We start from the raw sequence: 17,003 nt of genomic DNA on the forward strand, positions 1-17,003 counted from the left end.
CACGCGCAGCCTGGCCTGCGGGCTCTACGTTATAATCGCGACAGGGTGATCCTGCCGCACAGGCAGGTCAGGATATGCGTTGGTCGGGCCGCCACGCTATCCGGCCACGACCATTGCATATGTTTATCTCCAAGCTCCTTTCCGCGTCATGCGGACATACTGCGCCGCGCTGTCCATGCCGGCAGCCCGGCGCGCGCTGTGCCCTGCGCCGCCAGCTGGGCAGGGGCGCATGAGGGCGGTACTCCATCCGACGCGCGCCGTCGTGCTCGCGTTCCTGTTCGCGATCCTGGCCGGTACGCTGCTGCTGTGGCTGCCCGCGGCGCGCAGCGCGGGCGAACCGGCGCCTTTGCTGGTGGCCTTCTTTACCGCCGTCTCGGCCGTGTGCGTCACGGGAATGTCGGTCGTCGATACCGGCACCTACTGGTCCGGCTTCGGGCAGTCGACCATCATGGTCCTGTTCCAGCTGGGCGGCTTCGGCATGATGACCGCCGCTACCTTGCTCGGCCTGATGGTCAACCGCTCGCCGCGCCTGCGCACCCGCATGATGACGCAGGCGGAAACCCGTTCGCTCGGCCTTGGCGACATCTCGAGCGTGGCGAAAGTCGTGCTGCAGGTGACGGTCGCCGCCCAGGTGCTGCTGACCGCGGCGCTCGTGCTGCGCCTGCACTTCGGCTACGGGATGGATTGGCGCGAGGCCGGCTGGAATGGCCTGTTCCATGCGGTCTCGGCATTCAACAACGCCGGCTTCTCGATCCATCCGGACGGGCTGGTGCGCTACGCCGCCGACGCCCTGATCCTGCTGCCGCTGATGATCGTCATCGTCGTCGGCGGCATCGGCTTTCCCGTCCTGCACGACCTGCGCCACCGGCTGCACGACCCGCGCCACTGGTCGCTGCATACCAAGCTGACCCTGGCAGGGACGGCCGTCCTGCTGGCGGGCGGCTTCCTGGCCGTGCTGCTGCTCGAGTGGAACAACGCCGGCACCATCGGGATGATGAGCATCCCCGGCAAGCTGCTCAACAGCCTGTTCATGTCGGTCGCGGCGCGCACCGCCGGCTTCAACACGGTCGACATCGGCGCGCTCGAACCGGAAACCTGGGCCGTGCACTACCTGCTGATGTTCATCGGCGGTGGCAGCGCCGGCACCGCCGGCGGGGTCAAGGTCGGCACCGTGGTGGTGCTGGCGCTGCTGGTGCTGGCCGAGGCGAAAGGGCACACCGATACGGAAGCCTTCGGCCGCCGCGTGGGAGCACCGGCCCAGCGCCAGGCGGTGACGGTGCTGGTGCTGGGCAGCGTCATCGTCGCGGTCGGCACCGTGCTGCTGCTGCGCATTACCCACCTGCCGACCGACCAGGTGATCTTCGAGGTCATCGCCGCCTTCGGCAGCGCCGGGCTGTCGACCGGCATCACCCCGAACCTGCCGCCCTCGGGCCAGCTCCTGCTGGCCGCACTGATGTTCATCGGCCGCGTCGGCACCATTACCTTCGCCGCCTCGCTGGTGCTGGGCGAGCGCCGCATGCCTTACCGTTTTCCAGAGGAGCATCCAATTGTTGGGTAGGATTTTCACAGAGCAGTTCGCATTTTCATCGGTCGACAGCGTCGTCGTCATCGGGCTCGGGCGCTTCGGCGGCTCGGTCGCCCAGTCGCTGATCCGGCTCGGGCACGACGTCATGGGCATCGACCAGCGCGAAGACCTGGTGCAGTTCTGGGGCGACCGCCTGACCCATGCGGTACAGGCGGACTCGACCAACGAAAGCGTCATGCTGCAGCTGGGCGTGGCCGATTTCTCGCATGCGATCGTCGCCATCGGGTCCGACCTGGCGGCCAGCCTGATGACGCTGATGGTGCTCACCGAGCTGGGCATCAAGGACATCTGGGTCAAGGCGAAGACGGCGGAGCACGGCCAGATCGCGCAGCGCATCGGCGCCCACCATGTGGTGTACCCGGAGATGGACATGGGCGAGCGCGTGGCGCACCTGATCACCGGGCGCATGATGGACTTCATCGAATTCGAGGACGGGTTCGCCATTGCGAAGATTTGTGCGCCGCCCGACACCCATCACCGCACGCTCGCCGAGGCGCACGTGCGTTCGCGCTTCGGCGTCACCGTGGTCGGCATCAAGCGCGCCAACCAGGACTTCGAGCATGCGCTGCCCGAAACGCGCATCCTGCCGGCGGACCTGCTGATCGTCTCCGGGCCGACGAAAAAGATCGAGCGGTTCGCCGGCGGCGACAAGAAGTCCCCGTAAAGCACGCGCTTGCACTGGCGCCGCGGGTGCGCGCCGGCGGTGGCGTCGGCACATGCTTGTAGTTATATAAAAAACATTTACATTTGTCTGAATGTTTTTGCTCTGTTACAATGTCGCCTTCGCTGGGCGGCCATGCCCGATCCAGCCGGCGTAACGAACTCACCGTTCACCTGCTTCTCTCCTGGCAATCGATGGCGCGCCGCGCGCGTCCGATTGTGTTCGCCTCGTGGCGGCCGCGGCCGGCACGCTCACCAGGCCGGCGCCACGGCGCCGGGCACATCGCTCTGAAAGGACGAAGACGATGACCATGGCAATTCCTCCACAATGGGCGCCGCGCCCGCACCCCGATAACTTCGTGCTGGCGACCGATCTCGACGGCACCCTGCTTGCCGGCAGCGTCGCTGCGCGCCGCAGCGTGTGCGAACTGTTCGCCAAACTGCATCCGAACGTGCGCCTGGTCTTTGTGACCGACCGCGCCCTGGAATCGGTGCTGCCCCTGCTGAGCGACCCGACCGTTCCCACGCCCGACTACATCATTGCCGACGTCGGCGCCACCGTCGTCGACGCCAACCTGCGTCCGGTCGAGGTGCTGGCGCTGTCGGAATTCGCCGGCGCCGCGGTCGAGCTGCACGGCGCCTTGCTGACCAATCCCTACGATGCGAATGCGATGACCGCCTCCCTGCACGAAGCGCTGACCATGGGCGCCGACGAGCGTGCCTACCGCACCGCGCGCATGGCGATGATCACCGCCGGGCATGACGTCGCACGCTGGGGGCAGGACTTTATTGCGGCCGTCGATGCGGCCGGGCCGGACCAGGCCATGGCCGCCTGAATTGCTGCCCGGCCCAATTTTCAGCAATAAACCATGCGCTACATTATTTTCGGCAACGACCTCATCGCCTGGACCATCGCACTGGCCATCGCCGCGTGCGTGACGCTGCTGCTGTTCGCGGCCAAACGCCTCGTGGTCCGGCGCCTGCAGGACTTCGCGGCCACCACCGAAACCTATCTCGACGATCTGGCGGACAAGATCCTGTCGGCGACGAATCCCCTGTTCATCCTGTTCATGGGCTTGTATGCCGGCTCGCACTGGCTGCTGTTGCCCGAGAAAACCGTCGTCCTGCTGTCGCGCCTGGCCATTGCTGCATTCCTGCTGCAGGTCGCGCGCTGGGGCGACGTGGGCGTGCATGGCTGGCTGCACCATTACCGGACCCGCCGCAGCGTGCACGACGCGGCCGGCGCCACGTCCACCGCGGCGCTCGGCTTCGTGGCGCGCGTGGCGGTCTGGCTGGTTATCGTCCTGATGATCCTGGATAACTTCGGCGTCAACATCACGACCCTGGTCGCCAGCCTCGGCATCGGCGGTATCGCGGTGGCGCTGGCCTTGCAAAACGTGCTGGGCGACCTGTTCTCGTCGCTCTCGATCGTGCTCGACAAGCCGTTCGTGATCGGCGACTTCATTTCGGTCGACGACATCTCCGGTACCGTCGAATACGTCGGCCTGAAGACCACCCGCATCCGCGGCCTCAGCGGCGAGCAGGTGGTGTTTTCCAACAGCGACCTGCTCGGCAGCAGGATCCGCAACTACAAGCGCATGGAGACGCGGCGCATCGTGTTCGGCATCGGCGTCACCTACGAGATCAGCAAGCAGCAAGTGCTTGCCATCCCCGGCATCCTGCGCGAGGTCGTGGAAGCGCAGCCGCAGGCGCGGTTCGACCGCGCCCATTTCAAGGCGTACGGCGCCTCGTCCCTCGACTTCGAGGTCGTCTACATCGTCAAGACGCCGGAGTATGGCGTGTACATGGATGTTCAGCAGGCCATCAACCTGGCTTTGTTCGAACGCTTCGCCGACGAGGGCATCGACTTTGCCTACCCGACGCAGACGGTGTATTTGGCGCGCACGAAAAAGATTGAAGAAAAGAAGGAGTAGCAGGGATGCAGATGTTGTTTTCCGCAGGGTTCATCCTGCTGGTAGTGCTGTGGGGCATCTTTGCCCCCGAGAGCATGAGCGCCGTGTTCGACACCATGCTCGCTGCGCTGACGCGCAACTTCGGCTGGTTCTACCTGTGGGTGGTGCTCGGACTGGTGGTGTTCGCCGCCTTCGCCGCCTTCAGCCGCTACGGCAACATGAAGCTCGGCGGCGACGACGAAGAACCGGAGTTCGGCGTCGGCAGCTGGTTCGCCATGCTGTTCGCCGCCGGCATGGGGATCGGACTGGTGTTCTGGGGCGTCGCCGAGCCGGTGTCGCATTATGTCACCGCGCCCCCGGGCACGGCGGCGCAGACGCCCGAGGCGGCAAATGCCGCGATGCGCTACGTGTTCTTCCACTGGGGCATCCACCCCTGGGCCGTGTACAGCGTGGTCGCGCTGGCGATCGCGTTCTTCCAGTACCGCCGCGGCGGCAGCCCGCTGATCAGCACCGTCACCGGGTCGCTGCCGTGGAAGCCGGTGCGCGCCATGGGCGGGCTGTTCAACGTGCTGGCCGTGGTCGCCACCGCCTTCGGCGTTGCCGCCTCGCTCGGGGTGGGCGCACTGCAGATCAACAGCGGCCTGCAGGCGGTGTTCGGCGTCGCGGTCAGCGAGACGGCCCAGGTGGCGATCATCGCCGTGACCGCGTTGGTCTACATCGCCTCGGCTGTGACCGGTGTCGACAAGGGCATCCGCTATCTGTCGAATTTCAACATGGGCCTGGCGGCGCTGCTGGCGCTGGCCGTGTTCCTGCTCGGCCCGACGGTAGCCATCATCGACACGCTGACCAACACCCTGGGCAGCTACCTGAGCGAGATCGTCCGCATGAGCCTGCGCGCGACGCCATTCCGCGCCAGCACCTGGGTCGGCAGCTGGACCATCTTCTACTGGGCCTGGTGGATTTCATGGTCGCCTTTCGTGGGGCTGTTCATCGCCCGCGTTTCGCGTGGGCGCACGATCCGCGAGTTCATCCTCGGCACCGTGCTGGCGCCCTCGCTGGCGGCGTTCCTGTGGTTCTCCATCTTCGGCGGCAGCGCCCTGTACATGGAGATCTGGCAGCAGGTGCCGCTGGCGGAGGCGGTCAAGGCCGACGTGGCGACCGCCTTGTTCACCATGTTCGATGCGATGCCGTTCGGCGCCGTGATGTCGGTGGTGGCCACGTTGCTGGTATTCGTCTTCTTCGTCACATCGGGCGACTCGGCCGTGCTGGTGCTCGGCATGATGAGCACGGGGGGCGATCCGAATCCGCGGCGCGGAATCAAGATCATCTGGGGCGTGCTGGTGGCGGGCATCGCCGTCAGCCTGCTGCTGGCGGGCGGGCTCAAGGCGGTGCAGACCGCGACGATCCTGTTTGCCTTGCCGTTCGCCGTCGTTATCCTGCTGATGGTAGTGTCGTTGTGGCGCGCCCTGGCCGAGGATTTGCGCGATGAAACGCGCCGCGAGCGCGACCTGCGGCAGCGCATGCGCGAACTGATGCTGAGGCAGCAGGCCCCGCAATCGGGTGGCATCGCGGCGCCGGGTGTGCGAGCACAGTCATGAAAGCGATCTCTGAAATGAAACACGCATTCCTTGCCATGGCGGCCGCGGCAGCTGTCGTGGCGTGCGGCCAGGCCCGCGCCGAAGAAGAGATCACGTCCCCGCTCAAGGTGGGCGGCGCGATCCGTTTCAATTATGTCCACAAGAGTTGGCAGGACGAGTATTCCAGCGGCTTCTTCGGGCTCGACACGGCGCGCCTGAACGTCGACTACGACGACGGCAGCCTGATCGGATCGGCCGAGTACCGCTACAACAGGTATCCCAAGGGGCAGGGCGGCTACTGGCAGCACCTCCTGCATCACGGCTGGGTAGGAATGCGGTTTGCCGACAAGAGCACGCTGCATGTCGGGCTGGACAAGAACCCCTTCGGCCTGTTGCCGTTCGCGTCGAATAATTTTTATGAATCGATCGCGTTCTATGCCGGTTTCGAAGACAAGTACGACCTCGGCCTGACCTATGCGAGCCGGCCTGGCCCCTTCGAATGGCAACTCGGCTTCTACCCGCGCGACGGCGGTTCGTACGCGGGCAGCGCGAATACCGCCAGGGCATCGAACCGCTATTCGTACAACATCGTGCCGGACGACGACGTCCAGGGATTCGGGACCGGCCAGAACGACCGCGAACGCAATACGGTGGTCGGGCGCATGGCATGGCGCATCGGGGACGACGCGCAGCACGAAATCGGTGTTTCCGGGCTGAGCGGCGAGATAAGGAACGGCGGGAACGGCGGCAACGGCGCCGGCACCGATACCAGGCGCAACGCGCTGGCGGTCCACTTCGCCGGAACCTGGGGGCCGTTCAAGGCGATGCTGGAAGCCTTGCGCTACAACTACCGCACCAGCCACGATGCCGCCCAGACTTATGGCGGGCTCGATCCGAACAGCTTCGTGATCGTGGGCGGTTTCGGCTACCCGTATCCGGTGGCGACGCGCGGGAACATTTATATCGCCAACCTCAGCTACGATATCGCCGGCAAGCTCGGTCCGTTCAGCGGCTTCAAGGTTTACAACGATTTCAGTGTCCTGCGCAAAAGCGTGCGGACGTACAAGAGCTCGGTGCAGAACGTCACCGGCCTGAGTTTTTCATCCGGCAAATGGTTCTTCTACGCCGATCTCATGCTGGGCAAGCACCACCCCTATATTTCGCCGGATCTCGGCGGGCTGGCGGCGACGTCCCCGCAGCACGAGGGGTTCAGCCGGCGCATCAATTTGCAGGCGGGTTATTATTTCTAAGTTCGCAAGGCACAAGAAACATTTGTGCGAATACGGATTCGCGGCGAAAATCTCGGCTTCTCCCTTTCTGTAGGGAATCCTGATCGAAGCCGCAACCATGAACGCACCCGATACACCACCACCGTCGCCCTCGCTGCGGGCGGCGATCGCCCATCGCTTCAGCCTGCTCGACGACAAGGCCGACGACGCCGAGATCGACCGCAGCCTGCGCGCCGGCGTCGAACTGCGCGGCGCCACGCCGTGGATCCTGATGTTCGCAATCGTGATCGCCTCGGTCGGCCTGAACACCAATTCGACCGCGGTGATCATCGGCGCCATGCTGGTATCGCCGCTGATGGGGCCGATCGTCGGGCTCGGCTACGGCGTCGGCATCTTCGATTTCGCGCTGGTGCGCCGCTCGCTGAAGAACCTGGCGATCGCCGCCCTCATCAGCCTGCTGACCTCGACCCTGTATTTCATGCTGACCCCGCTGGACGAGGCGCAGTCGGAGCTGCTGGCGCGCACCACGCCCTCGCTATGGGACGTGCTGATCGCGCTGGCCGGCGGCCTGGCCGGGATCATCGGCCAGACCCGCCGCGAAAAGTCGAACGTCATTCCCGGCGTCGCGATCGCCACCGCCCTGATGCCGCCGCTGTGTACCGCGGGCTACGGGCTGGCCAACGGCGACTGGTCGGTGTTCGGCGGCGCCTTTTACCTGTTCTCGATCAATTGCGTGTTCATCGCATTCGCCGCGGTGGTGGTCATCGAGTTCCTGCGGCTGCCGCACCGCAAGTTCGTCGACCCGCGCCGCGGGCTGCGCGTGAAGGGCGCCGTCTGGTTCATCGTCCTCGTCACCGGCTTGCCCAGCATCTACCTGGCCGCGCGCCTGGTCGACAACGAGGTGTTCAAGAGCCGGGCGCGCGACTTCGTGCGCAAGGAATTCAAGGCGGCGCGGGTGCACGTGCTCGACATGCGCGTCACGCCGGCTTCGAACGAGATCGAGGTGACGCTGATCGGTCCGCGGTTGCCGGCGACGGCGATCGCCGCCATCGAGGGCCGCCTGCCCGCAGCCGGGCTGCAAAAGGCGCGCCTGGCGGTGCACCAGGCCCAGGCCGAAGACAGGAAGGACGAGAAGATCGACATCGGCAGCCTGAAAGCCGATATCCTGGCCGACATCGTGCGCAACAACCAGCAGGCGCTGCAGGAGCGCGACGCCACCATCGCGGCCTTGCGCCAGCAGCTGACGGGCCAGCATGGCTGGGTCGAGCAGGCAACGGCGGTGACGCGCGAATTCGAGGCGCAGTATCCGCAGTGCGGCAATGTGCTGGTGGGCAGGGCGGTGCCGCCCGGCGCGGGCGAGGCCGTGCCGGTGCCCTTCCTGAGTGCCGATTGCCGCCGCCTGCCCAGGGCCGACGAGGTCAGGCGCATCGACGCATGGCTGAAGGTCAGGACCGGACAGGCCGACGCCAGGCTGGTGCTCGCCGCCAAACGCGGCAAGCTGTTCCGCCAGACGGATCTCAAGGAAGCAGAAGCGCCGGCGACGGCGAAACAAGGATAGGAAACACAGTGCAGGCGGACCAGGCAGTGACGAAGGGCGCGGCGATACGGGCAACGGCATGCCCCTCTGGTGCATCTGGCGCGGGGAGCGGCGGATGAAGCATGGCCATGACTGGCGCCAGCGCGCGCGGGTGGAACTGTCGGACCGCACCCTGTGGATGGGCAGGGTCGTCGTCGTCACGCTGGCGCTGGTGGCCGGCCTGTCGGTGGTCGGGTTCACCTGGCTGTGCGAACAGGCCTTTGCCGCATTCGAGCACCTGTACCGGCTTGCCTGGTGGAGCCCGCTCCTGTGGACTCCGGCGTGCACGGCCATGGTGGTCTGGCTGACCCGGCGTTTTGCACCGGGGGCGGCCGGGTCGGGCATTCCGCAAGTGATGGCCGCGCTCGAGCCGGCGCTGGCCCCCGAGAAGCGCGGCCTGTTCGTGTCGCTGCGCCTGAGCATGGCGAAGGTGCTGCTGACGGCGGGCGGCCTGCTGGGCGGCCTGTCGCTGGGACGCGAAGGCCCGTCGGTGCAAATCGCTGCGGGGGTGATGCTGCAGGCGCGGCGCCTGCTGCCGGCGCGCTCGCACGTCACGGTCCATGGCTTGCTGGTCGCCGGCGGCGCGGCCGGTATCGCCGCCGCCTTCAACACGCCGCTGGCGGGCGTCATGTTCGCCATCGAAGAACTGGCGCGCGCGCCGGAACAGCGCAACAGCGGGCTGATCATCACTGCGATCGTGCTGGGCGGCCTGGTCGCCGTGTCGGTGCACGGGAATGCCACCTATTTCGGCGTCATCCATGCCGGCGCAATCGACCTGGAACTGCTGCTGCCGGGACTCGTGGTGGCGCTCTGTTCGGGACTGGCGGGCGGACTCTTTTCGCGCCTGCTGATCGTGTCGCTTGCCGGCCAGGGACGCGACCCGCTGAGCCGGCTGCGCGCCACGCGCCCGGTGCTGTTCGGCGCCGTGTGCGGGCTGGCCGTCGCCGTGATCGGCGTCGTCACCGCCGGCACCGTCTTCGGCTCCGGCTACGGCCCTACGCGCGCCATGGTCGACGGGGTCGCGACGATGCCGATGCTGTATGCGCTGTTCAAGTTCGTGGCGACCTGGCTCAGCGCCTGGTCCGGGGTACCGGCCGGGATTTTCGCACCGTCGCTGGCGATCGGCGCCGCGCTCGGCAACGACGTCGCGCTGCTGTTCTACCAGACGCAGGCGCCCGCGCTGATCGCGCTGGGCATGGTCGGTTTTCTCGCGGCGGCCACGCAGGCGCCGCTGACGGCGTTCATCATTGTGATGGAAATGGTGGGCGGGCACTCGATGGTACTGAGCCTGATGGCATGCGCGCTGGTTGCCAGCATGTTGTCGCGCATCGTCAGTCCGCCGCTGTATCCCGCGCTGGCGCGCATGCAGCTCGCGCGTGCGGCGCCGCAGGACGAGGCGGACGCTGCGGACAAGCCTCCGGCCGGCCGCTAGCCCTCATCGACTGCGCAGGACCGCATCATGCCGACACAGGCTGTGCCTTCCCGGAATAGCGATACGACATGGCCAGGTAGGCCAGGTACAGCAGCGAGCGTCCGATCGCATATCCGAGGAGGCTGTCGTGCAGCGACAGCGGCGCCACGAACACGGCGACCGTCATCATGAACAGCGCCACCTGCCACAGCAGTTCCGTCTTCTGCCTGCCCGCGACGAAGAAGACATAACTGAGCGGGCTGGCCACGAAATTGAGGAAGTAGAGCGGCGCGAGGATGCGCGCGAGTTCGCCGGCGGGGCGCCATTCGGGGCCGAATACCCAGCCGAACAGGGGTGGCGAAAACAGGAACAGGACCAGCGCCGGGCCGCTGCCGAGCAACAGCAAGGTCTTGAACGTCGCGCGGTAGATGGCGCGGCAATGGCCGGCGGCCTGGAATTCGTGCACCGCCTGGCGCTTGAACACGTCGAGGACCGAGGCGGCGATCAGGGCGATGGGCGCGTTCAGTACGCGCTGGGTGAGCGCGAACAGGCCCGCCGCCAGTGCACCGTGGTGAAGGCCGATCATGAACAGGGGCAGCTGGCCGACCAGCGTGTTGAGCAGGCTCGAAGGCAGGGAATAGCGCCAGAACGCGCGGTGCTTGACGAGGTAGCCGCGCTGCGCCCTGTCGAGCGTCAGCCTGACGCGCGCCGCCGGCGGCGACACCAGCAAGCGCGCGGCGCACAGCCCGGCGCCGAGCCCGATCAACTGGCCCGCCAGCAGTGCGGCGCCTGCGAGCCCGGCGTACAGCAGGCCCAGCTGGGTCACGGCGATCGTCGCGGCAGCCAGTACCTTGGCCCTGGCCGCCTTGTCGAACAGCTTGTGCGAGGCCGCGAACGCGAGCGTGGTCTGGGTGGTGGCGGTGAGCCAGGTCGCCAGTCCAATCGTCAGCAGGCCGAACCAGGGCATGGCGTCCAGCGCGCGGACGCCGGCAAGCCGGGCAAGCACCAGGCCGGCCGTGAGCGCCACCGCCAGCAGGCTGGCGCAATAGCCGACGACGCCGAAGCACAGGCGCTGCTGGCGCCTGCTGTGATCGAGCACCATGGCGGCTTCGAAGCGCAAGGTGGCGGCGATCGAGGCGACTGCGACGATGCCGAGCCAGACGCTGAAGGCGCCGATGTCGGCCGGCGTGCACATGCGGGTAAGCAGCGGCGCCGCCAGCAGGGGCAGGGCCTGGGCGCCCGTCGCACCCGCCATGACGGTGGCGACGTTCTTGCGGAATTCGGAGCGTGACATGTTCATGGGGGGCGTCTGCCTGCTTGCGCCGGCCCGCAGGCGCCGGCGTCGATCGGGCCGTGTCGCCGGCCAGTGTCCAGATGGTAGCCAGCCCGCGGTGACCGGCTTTCACCGGTATCGAACCCACCACGTAAATTGATGTAAAGACCGCGTGCGCGCTATTTCCTTTCGGCCGCGCCAGCCAGCCGCCGCGCCGCCTGCCTGGCCGGCGTATCGCCCAGCGGCAGCAGCGCCGCCGCGCGCGCCAGCGCCCGCACCAGTGCTGCCTCACCGATGCGCAAGCCACGCCCGCGCAACTGCGGCAGCGAGCGCACCGGCTCCGGCGCGATGTCCACGGCGGCGCGCACCAGCAGGCGCTGGAGCGGGCGCAACGGGGTGGGCACGAAGGGCGCTTCGGCCATGATGTCCAGAAAGTCGGTCAGGATGGCGGACCCTTCCAGCGTCGGCGCCGTCGCGGCCAGCAGCGCTTCCCATCCGGCCCTTGTTTGCGGCGCGCCGGTCGCGCCATACAGCAGGGCGGACGCCTGGCTTTCCGCGAAAGCCGCATCCATTTCCTGCGCCGACAAGGCTCCCACGTAGCAGTGGTAGGCCTCGGCAAACCCGAACACGGCGCTCGCCTGCACCCAGTCGAGCAGGCGCGGATCGTTGGCGTGAAAAGCCTGTCCAGCCGGCGTTGTGCCTTGCACCTGGCCGTGCATGCGCACCACGCGCGCGATCAAGGCCTCGGCCGCCGAACGCGGACCATACACGGTCATCATGGCGGCAAAGCCGGTGCGCCGCAGGCGCATGAGCGGATCGCGCTGGAAGCCGCCGGCCTGCCACACGCCCGAGCGCACCGACGGCTCGGCCAGTTGCAGCAGGACGGCCGCCACACCGCCGATGAACAGCGGGACCGGATTGGCGAACACGCGCCAGGTGACGCCGTTCCGCGGCGCCAGCGCCGGCTCGCCCGCGGGCTGGCTGAAGTCGAAGGCCAGGCCCGGCGGTGGCTGCATCATCTCGCGTAAGGTCTTCAACATCGCTGTCAATCCTCGCATAGATCGTTTCCGGGCACGGCAACCAGGAATTGGTTCAACAAGCGCTTGCCCGCGCAGATACTTTAGGCTTAAAGTATATCGCGGACCGGCTGTATCGTTGCCCATCCAGCATACCAGCGCCATCTTTCCTGTACTGCCCGGAGACCCCATGAACGGAACCGCGTACCTGGACACCTTTGCGAACGATAACCTGCCGCCGCGCGAGCAGTGGCCCGAGCTGCTGTTCGAGCGCGAGGAGCTGGCCTACCCGGAGCGCATCAACTGCGCGGCCGAGCTGCTCGATGCGATGGTGGCGCGCGGGCATGGCGACGCGATCGCGCTGCGCGGCGCCAGCCTGAGCTGGACCTATGCCGAACTGCTGGCCACCGTCGACCGCATCGCAGGCGTCCTGCGCGACGGGATGAAGCTGGTCACCGGCAACCGCGTGCTGCTGCGCGGCGCCAACAACCCGACGATGGCGGCCTGCGTGCTGGCGGTGTGGAAGGCGGGGCTGGTCGCGGTGCCGACCATGCCGCTGCTGCGCGCGAAAGAGATCGGTACCATTGTCCAGCTGGCGCGGGTGGATGCGGTGCTGTGCGCGGCCGACCTGCGCGCGGAACTCGAGCTGGCGTGCGCAGGGTGCGATGCGCCGCCGCGCGTCGTCTTCTTCAACGACGGCGCGCCGGATTCGCTGGACGCCTTGATGGCCACCATGCCGCCGCGCTTCGCGGCGGTCGACACCTGGGCCCAGGACGTCTGCCTGCTCAGCTTTACCTCCGGCACCACCGGCCGCCCGAAAGGCACCATGCACTTCCACCGCGACGTGCTGGCGATCTGCGACTGCTTCCCGCGCTCGACCCTGGGAGCCACGCCCGGCGACGTCTTCATCGGCACGCCGCCGCTGGCGTTCACCTTCGGCCTGGGCGGCATGCTGCTGTTCCCGCTGCGTTACGGCGCCTCGACCGTGCTGCTGGAAAAACTCACGCCCGAGTCGCTGCTGGCGGCTATCGCCGGATACCGCGCCACCGTCTGCTTCACGGCGCCCACCTTTTACCGGCAAATGGCGCCGCTGGCCGGCAAATACGACCTGTCGAGCCTGACCCGCACCGTCTCGGCCGGCGAGGCGCTGCCGCTGGAAACGCGCCAGGCCTGGCAGCGTGCCACCGGCCTGGCCATGATCGACGGCATCGGCTCGACCGAAATGCTGCACATCTTTATCTCGGCGGCGGGCGACGCGATTCGTCCCGGCGCCACCGGCCGTCCGATTCCCGGCTACCGCGCCTGCATCCTCGACGACGACGGCAACCAGGTTGGCCCCGGCATCACCGGGCGGCTGGCCGTGAAAGGCCCGACCGGCTGCCGCTACCTGGCGGACCCGCGCCAGCTCGACTACGTCTGCAACGGCTGGAACCTGACCGGCGACGCCTACCAGGTCGACGCCGACGGCTATTACTGGTACCAGGCGCGCACCGACGACATGATCATCTCCGCCGGCTACAACATCGCCGGCCCCGAAGTCGAGGACGCGCTGATGCAGCATCCGGCGGTGGCCGAATGCGGCGTGGTCGGCGCGCCCGACCCTGAACGGGGACAGGTGGTGCTGGCCTACGTGGTGCTGCGCGCCGGCGAGGAGGGCAGCCCGGACATGGCGAAGGCGCTGCAGGACCACGTCAAGCGCACCGTCGCCCCTTACAAATACCCGCGCCGGATCGCGTTCCGCGCATCGCTGCCGCGCACCGAAACAGGCAAGCTGCAGCGCTTCAAGCTCAGGCAGGAAGCACGACAGGATATGGAGTCCTCATGAACATCGTCTGCATCGGCGGCGGTCCCGCCGGCCTGTACTTCGGCCTCCTGATGAAGAAGCAAAACCCGAGGCACGAGGTCACGGTCATCGAGCGCAACCGTCCCTACGACACCTTCGGCTGGGGCGTGGTGTTCTCCGACCAGACCCTGGGCAACCTGGTCGCAGCCGACGAAGCGACGGCGCGCACCATCCTGCAATCGTTCAACCATTGGGACGACATCGACGTCCATTTCAAAGGCCGCACCGTCACCTCGGGCGGACACGGCTTTTGCGGCATCGGCCGCAAGCGCCTGCTGAACATCCTGCAGGCGCGCTGCGAGGAACTGGGCGTGCGGCTGGTGTTCGAAACGGAGGTGGCCGACGACCAGGCGCTCGCAAGCCAGTACGGCGCCGACCTGGTGATCGCCTGCGATGGCGCGGGCAGCCGCGTTCGCACCCGCTACGCCGCCACCTACCAGCCCGATATCGATACCCGCAATTGCCGCTTCGTCTGGCTCGGCACGAAGAAGAAATTCGAGGCATTCACCTTCGCTTTCGAGCAGACCGAACACGGCTGGTTCCAGGCCCACTGCTACCAGTACGACGGCGATACCTCGACCTTCATCGTCGAGACGCCGGAAGACGTCTGGCGCAAGTCCGGCCTGGAAGGGATGAGCCAGGAAGAGGGCATCGCCTTTTGCGAGCGGCTGTTCGCGAAGTATCTCGATGGCCATTCGTTGATGAGCAATGCCTCGCATTTGCGCGGCTCGGCCATGTGGATCAAGTTCCCGCGCATCGTCTGCCGCGCGTGGGTGCACTGGAACGACATCGACGGACGCCGCGTGCCGGTCGTGCTGATGGGCGACGCGGCGCACACCGCCCACTTCTCGATCGGCTCCGGCACCAAGCTGGCGCTGGAAGATGCGATCGAGCTGGCGCGCTGTTTTGCAGACTGTCCTGAACGTGATGGCGCCGCGGGCATCGAAAAAGTTTTGGAAAGTTATCAGGAAGTGCGTGCCGTCGAAGTCCTGAAGATCCAGAGCGCCGCCCGCAATTCGATGGAATGGTTCGAGAACGTCAACCGCTATACCGCGATGGAAGCCGAGCAGTTCGCCTATTCGATGCTCACGCGCAGCCAGCGCCTGTCGCACGAAAACCTGCGCCTGCGCGACGCCGACTACATCGGACGTTTCGAAGGCTGGATCGCGCGCCGCGCCTTCGAACAGGCCGGTGTTGCGGTGCCGCCGGACGCGGCCAGCGTGCCGCCGATGTTTACCCCATTCCGCCTGCGCGGCACGCTGCTGAAAAACCGCATCGTGGTCTCGCCGATGGCGCAGTATTCGGCAGTCGACGGCGTCGCCGGCGACTTCCACCTGGTGCACCTGGGCAGCCGCGCGCTCGGCGGCGCCGCGCTGGTGTTCGCCGAGATGACCTGCGTCTCGGCCGACGCCCGCATCACGCCCGGCTGTCCCGGCATGTACACGCCCGAACATACGGCGGCGTGGAAGCGCATCGTCGACTTCGTTCATGCCAACAGCGATGCCAGGATCGCCCTGCAGCTCGGCCACGCCGGCGCCAAGGGCTCGACCAGGCGCGCCTGGGACGGCACCGACCAGCCGCTCGAGGAGGGCAACTGGCCGCTGGTGTCGGCCTCGCCCCAGCAATACCTGGAAGGGGTGTCGCAGTTGGCGCGCGCGGCGACCCGCGACGACCTGGAGCGCATCAAACTGGATTTCGTGCGCGCCACCGGCGAGGCCGTGAAAGCCGGTTTCGACTGGCTGGAACTGCACTGCGCGCACGGCTACTTCCTCTCGAGTTTCATTTCGCCGCTGACCAACCAACGTACGGACGAATACGGCGGCAGCCTGGAAAACCGCTGCCGCTACCCGCTCGAGGTGTTTCGTGCGATGCGCGCCATCTGGCCAGAGGAGCGGCCGATCAGCGTGCGTTTGTCGGCCCATGACTGGACGCCCGGCGGCCTGACCCCGATTGACGCGGTGCAAGTGGCGCGCCTGTTCAAGGATGCCGGCGCCGACATGATCGACGTCTCTTCGGGCCAGGTCAGCAAGAAGGAACAGCCAGTCTACGGCCGCATGTACCAGACCCCGTTCGCCGACCGCATCCGCAACGAAGTCGGCATCCCGACCATCGCCGTGGGCGCGATCTTCGAAGCCGACCACGCCAACAGCATCATCGCTTCCGGTCGCGCCGACCTGTGCGCGATCGCGCGCCCGCACCTGGCCGACCCGGCCTGGACCCTGCACGAAGCGGCGAAACTCGGCTACACCCCGGTGCAGTGGCCGAAACAGTACTACGCCGGCAAGCTGCAGCTCGAACGCAATCTCGAACGCGAACGCGCGCTGGCTGCGGCGAGCACGGGCCTCACACCGCAGCAGGTGGCGGCGAAATTGCTGGAAGGCTGACATGGCGCGCAAACAAACCACCCTTGCCGTCGTGGCCGACGATGTCCCGGTACTCGACGTCGAAAGCCGCCTCACCGACGACAACCATGCCTCGCTCAAGCTGTGGCTGCGCATGCTGTCGTGCACGACGCTGATCGAAACCGAGATCCGCAGCCGCCTGCGCCGCGAATTCGGCATCACGCTGCCGCGCTTCGACCTGATGGCGCAGCTCGACCGCCATCCGGAAGGCTTGCGCATGGGCGACCTGTCGAAGCGCATGATGGTCACGGGCGGTAACGTGACCGGCATCGTCTCGATGCTCGAGCAGGAAGATTTGGTGACGCGTGACGCGGTACCGGGCGATGGCCGCGCCTTCAGCGTGAAATTGACCCCAGCCGGCCGCCGTGCCTTCAAACGCATGGCCACCGCACACGAAGGCTGGATAGAGGAATTGATGGGCGCTTTAACCGGCACCGAACGCACTGCGCTGATGGAACTGCTGTCCACCCTGAAGCGCGGCCTGAACAGCCCCGAACAAGTACAAGACTAGGAGAACG

At 66.9% G+C, this 17,003-nt stretch carries 13 protein-coding genes; 11 read left to right on the forward strand and 2 right to left on the reverse strand.

The annotated features are described in order from the left end of the window. Positions 1 to 229: 229 nt before the first annotated feature. The 8 genes from AC56LG_RS16340 (at position 230) to AC56LG_RS16375 (ending at position 9,972) form a co-directional block, all read left to right on the forward strand. On the forward strand, positions 230 to 1,558 hold the full coding sequence (locus AC56LG_RS16340) for a TrkH family potassium uptake protein (protein WP_497167119.1): 1,329 nt from the start codon (positions 230 to 232) through the stop codon (positions 1,556 to 1,558). Beyond that, positions 1,551 to 2,249 (forward strand): potassium channel family protein, encoded by a 699-nt coding sequence (locus AC56LG_RS16345; RefSeq protein WP_497167120.1) that lies wholly within the window; start codon positions 1,551 to 1,553, stop codon positions 2,247 to 2,249. Before AC56LG_RS16340 ends, AC56LG_RS16345 begins: the two co-directional genes overlap by 8 nt. Positions 2,250 to 2,556: 307 nt before the next feature. Further along, positions 2,557 to 3,081, forward strand: coding sequence for a trehalose-6-phosphate synthase (locus tag AC56LG_RS16350; RefSeq protein WP_497167121.1), 525 nt, complete (start codon positions 2,557 to 2,559; stop codon positions 3,079 to 3,081). 33 nt (positions 3,082 to 3,114) lie between these two features. Continuing rightward, entirely contained in the window at positions 3,115 to 4,179 is a 1,065-nt protein-coding gene (locus AC56LG_RS16355) for a mechanosensitive ion channel family protein (protein WP_497167122.1), read from the forward strand. Between the two features lie 5 nt (positions 4,180 to 4,184). Further along, positions 4,185 to 5,756, forward strand: coding sequence for a BCCT family transporter (locus tag AC56LG_RS16360; protein ID WP_497167123.1), 1,572 nt, complete (start codon positions 4,185 to 4,187; stop codon positions 5,754 to 5,756). Then, a complete protein-coding gene (locus AC56LG_RS16365) occupies positions 5,753 to 6,985 on the forward strand; it encodes a hypothetical protein (protein WP_497167124.1) in 1,233 nt (410 codons plus the stop codon). The genes AC56LG_RS16360 and AC56LG_RS16365 overlap by 4 nt, the downstream gene beginning before the upstream one ends. A gap of 97 nt (positions 6,986 to 7,082) precedes the next feature. Continuing rightward, positions 7,083 to 8,522, forward strand: coding sequence for a DUF389 domain-containing protein (locus tag AC56LG_RS16370; RefSeq protein ID WP_497167125.1), 1,440 nt, complete (start codon positions 7,083 to 7,085; stop codon positions 8,520 to 8,522). Positions 8,523 to 8,616: 94 nt separating this feature from the next. Continuing rightward, the gene (locus AC56LG_RS16375) at positions 8,617 to 9,972 is read left to right on the forward strand and encodes a chloride channel protein (RefSeq protein WP_497167126.1); all 1,356 of its coding nucleotides are present in this window, start codon (positions 8,617 to 8,619) and stop codon (positions 9,970 to 9,972) included. A 25-nt stretch (positions 9,973 to 9,997) separates the two neighbouring features. Here AC56LG_RS16375 and AC56LG_RS16380 read toward each other — a convergent pair whose 3' ends face one another. Next, positions 9,998 to 11,251, reverse strand: a complete 1,254-nt coding sequence (locus tag AC56LG_RS16380) for a lipopolysaccharide biosynthesis protein (RefSeq protein WP_497167127.1) — start codon at positions 11,249 to 11,251, stop codon at positions 9,998 to 10,000. Between the two features lie 152 nt (positions 11,252 to 11,403). Continuing rightward, positions 11,404 to 12,264 (reverse strand): oxygenase MpaB family protein, encoded by an 861-nt coding sequence (locus AC56LG_RS16385; protein ID WP_497167128.1) that lies wholly within the window; start codon positions 12,262 to 12,264, stop codon positions 11,404 to 11,406. Between the two features lie 166 nt (positions 12,265 to 12,430). On the opposite strand from AC56LG_RS16385, the gene AC56LG_RS16390 reads away from it, so the two are divergent. Genes AC56LG_RS16390 through AC56LG_RS16400 form a run of 3 tightly spaced genes read left to right on the forward strand, consistent with a single transcriptional unit; the run spans position 12,431 to position 16,996 of the window. Beyond that, positions 12,431 to 14,065, forward strand: a complete 1,635-nt coding sequence (locus AC56LG_RS16390; RefSeq protein ID WP_497167129.1) for an AMP-binding protein — start codon at positions 12,431 to 12,433, stop codon at positions 14,063 to 14,065. Next, positions 14,062 to 16,467 carry a bifunctional salicylyl-CoA 5-hydroxylase/oxidoreductase gene (locus AC56LG_RS16395; protein ID WP_497167130.1) on the forward strand — a complete coding sequence of 802 codons (2,406 nt, stop codon included), beginning with the start codon at positions 14,062 to 14,064 and terminating at the stop codon, positions 16,465 to 16,467. The genes AC56LG_RS16390 and AC56LG_RS16395 overlap by 4 nt, the downstream gene beginning before the upstream one ends. Before the next feature lies 1 nt (position 16,468). Beyond that, on the forward strand, positions 16,469 to 16,996 hold the full coding sequence (locus tag AC56LG_RS16400) for a MarR family winged helix-turn-helix transcriptional regulator (protein ID WP_497167131.1): 528 nt from the start codon (positions 16,469 to 16,471) through the stop codon (positions 16,994 to 16,996). Positions 16,997 to 17,003 lie beyond the last annotated feature (7 nt).

Source organism: Telluria sp. ZB2R32 (assembly GCF_059685715.1).

Bases quoted from the DNA above. Each gene is read 5' to 3' on its own strand.
- AC56LG_RS16340 (WP_497167119.1), top strand. From the start codon at position 230: ATGAGGGCGGTACTCCATCCGACGCGCGCCGTCGTGCTCGCGTTCCTG.
- AC56LG_RS16350 (WP_497167121.1), top strand. From the start codon at position 2,557: ATGGCAATTCCTCCACAATGGGCGCCGCGCCCGCACCCCGATAACTTC.
- AC56LG_RS16355 (WP_497167122.1), top strand. From the start codon at position 3,115: ATGCGCTACATTATTTTCGGCAACGACCTCATCGCCTGGACCATCGCA.
- AC56LG_RS16360 (WP_497167123.1), top strand. From the start codon at position 4,185: ATGCAGATGTTGTTTTCCGCAGGGTTCATCCTGCTGGTAGTGCTGTGG.
- AC56LG_RS16365 (WP_497167124.1), top strand. From the start codon at position 5,753: ATGAAAGCGATCTCTGAAATGAAACACGCATTCCTTGCCATGGCGGCC.
- AC56LG_RS16370 (WP_497167125.1), top strand. From the start codon at position 7,083: ATGAACGCACCCGATACACCACCACCGTCGCCCTCGCTGCGGGCGGCG.
- AC56LG_RS16375 (WP_497167126.1), top strand. From the start codon at position 8,617: ATGAAGCATGGCCATGACTGGCGCCAGCGCGCGCGGGTGGAACTGTCG.
- AC56LG_RS16380 (WP_497167127.1), bottom strand. From the start codon at position 11,251: ATGAACATGTCACGCTCCGAATTCCGCAAGAACGTCGCCACCGTCATG.
- AC56LG_RS16385 (WP_497167128.1), bottom strand. From the start codon at position 12,264: ATGTTGAAGACCTTACGCGAGATGATGCAGCCACCGCCGGGCCTGGCC.
- AC56LG_RS16390 (WP_497167129.1), top strand. From the start codon at position 12,431: ATGAACGGAACCGCGTACCTGGACACCTTTGCGAACGATAACCTGCCG.
- AC56LG_RS16395 (WP_497167130.1), top strand. From the start codon at position 14,062: ATGAACATCGTCTGCATCGGCGGCGGTCCCGCCGGCCTGTACTTCGGC.
- AC56LG_RS16400 (WP_497167131.1), top strand. From the start codon at position 16,469: ATGGCGCGCAAACAAACCACCCTTGCCGTCGTGGCCGACGATGTCCCG.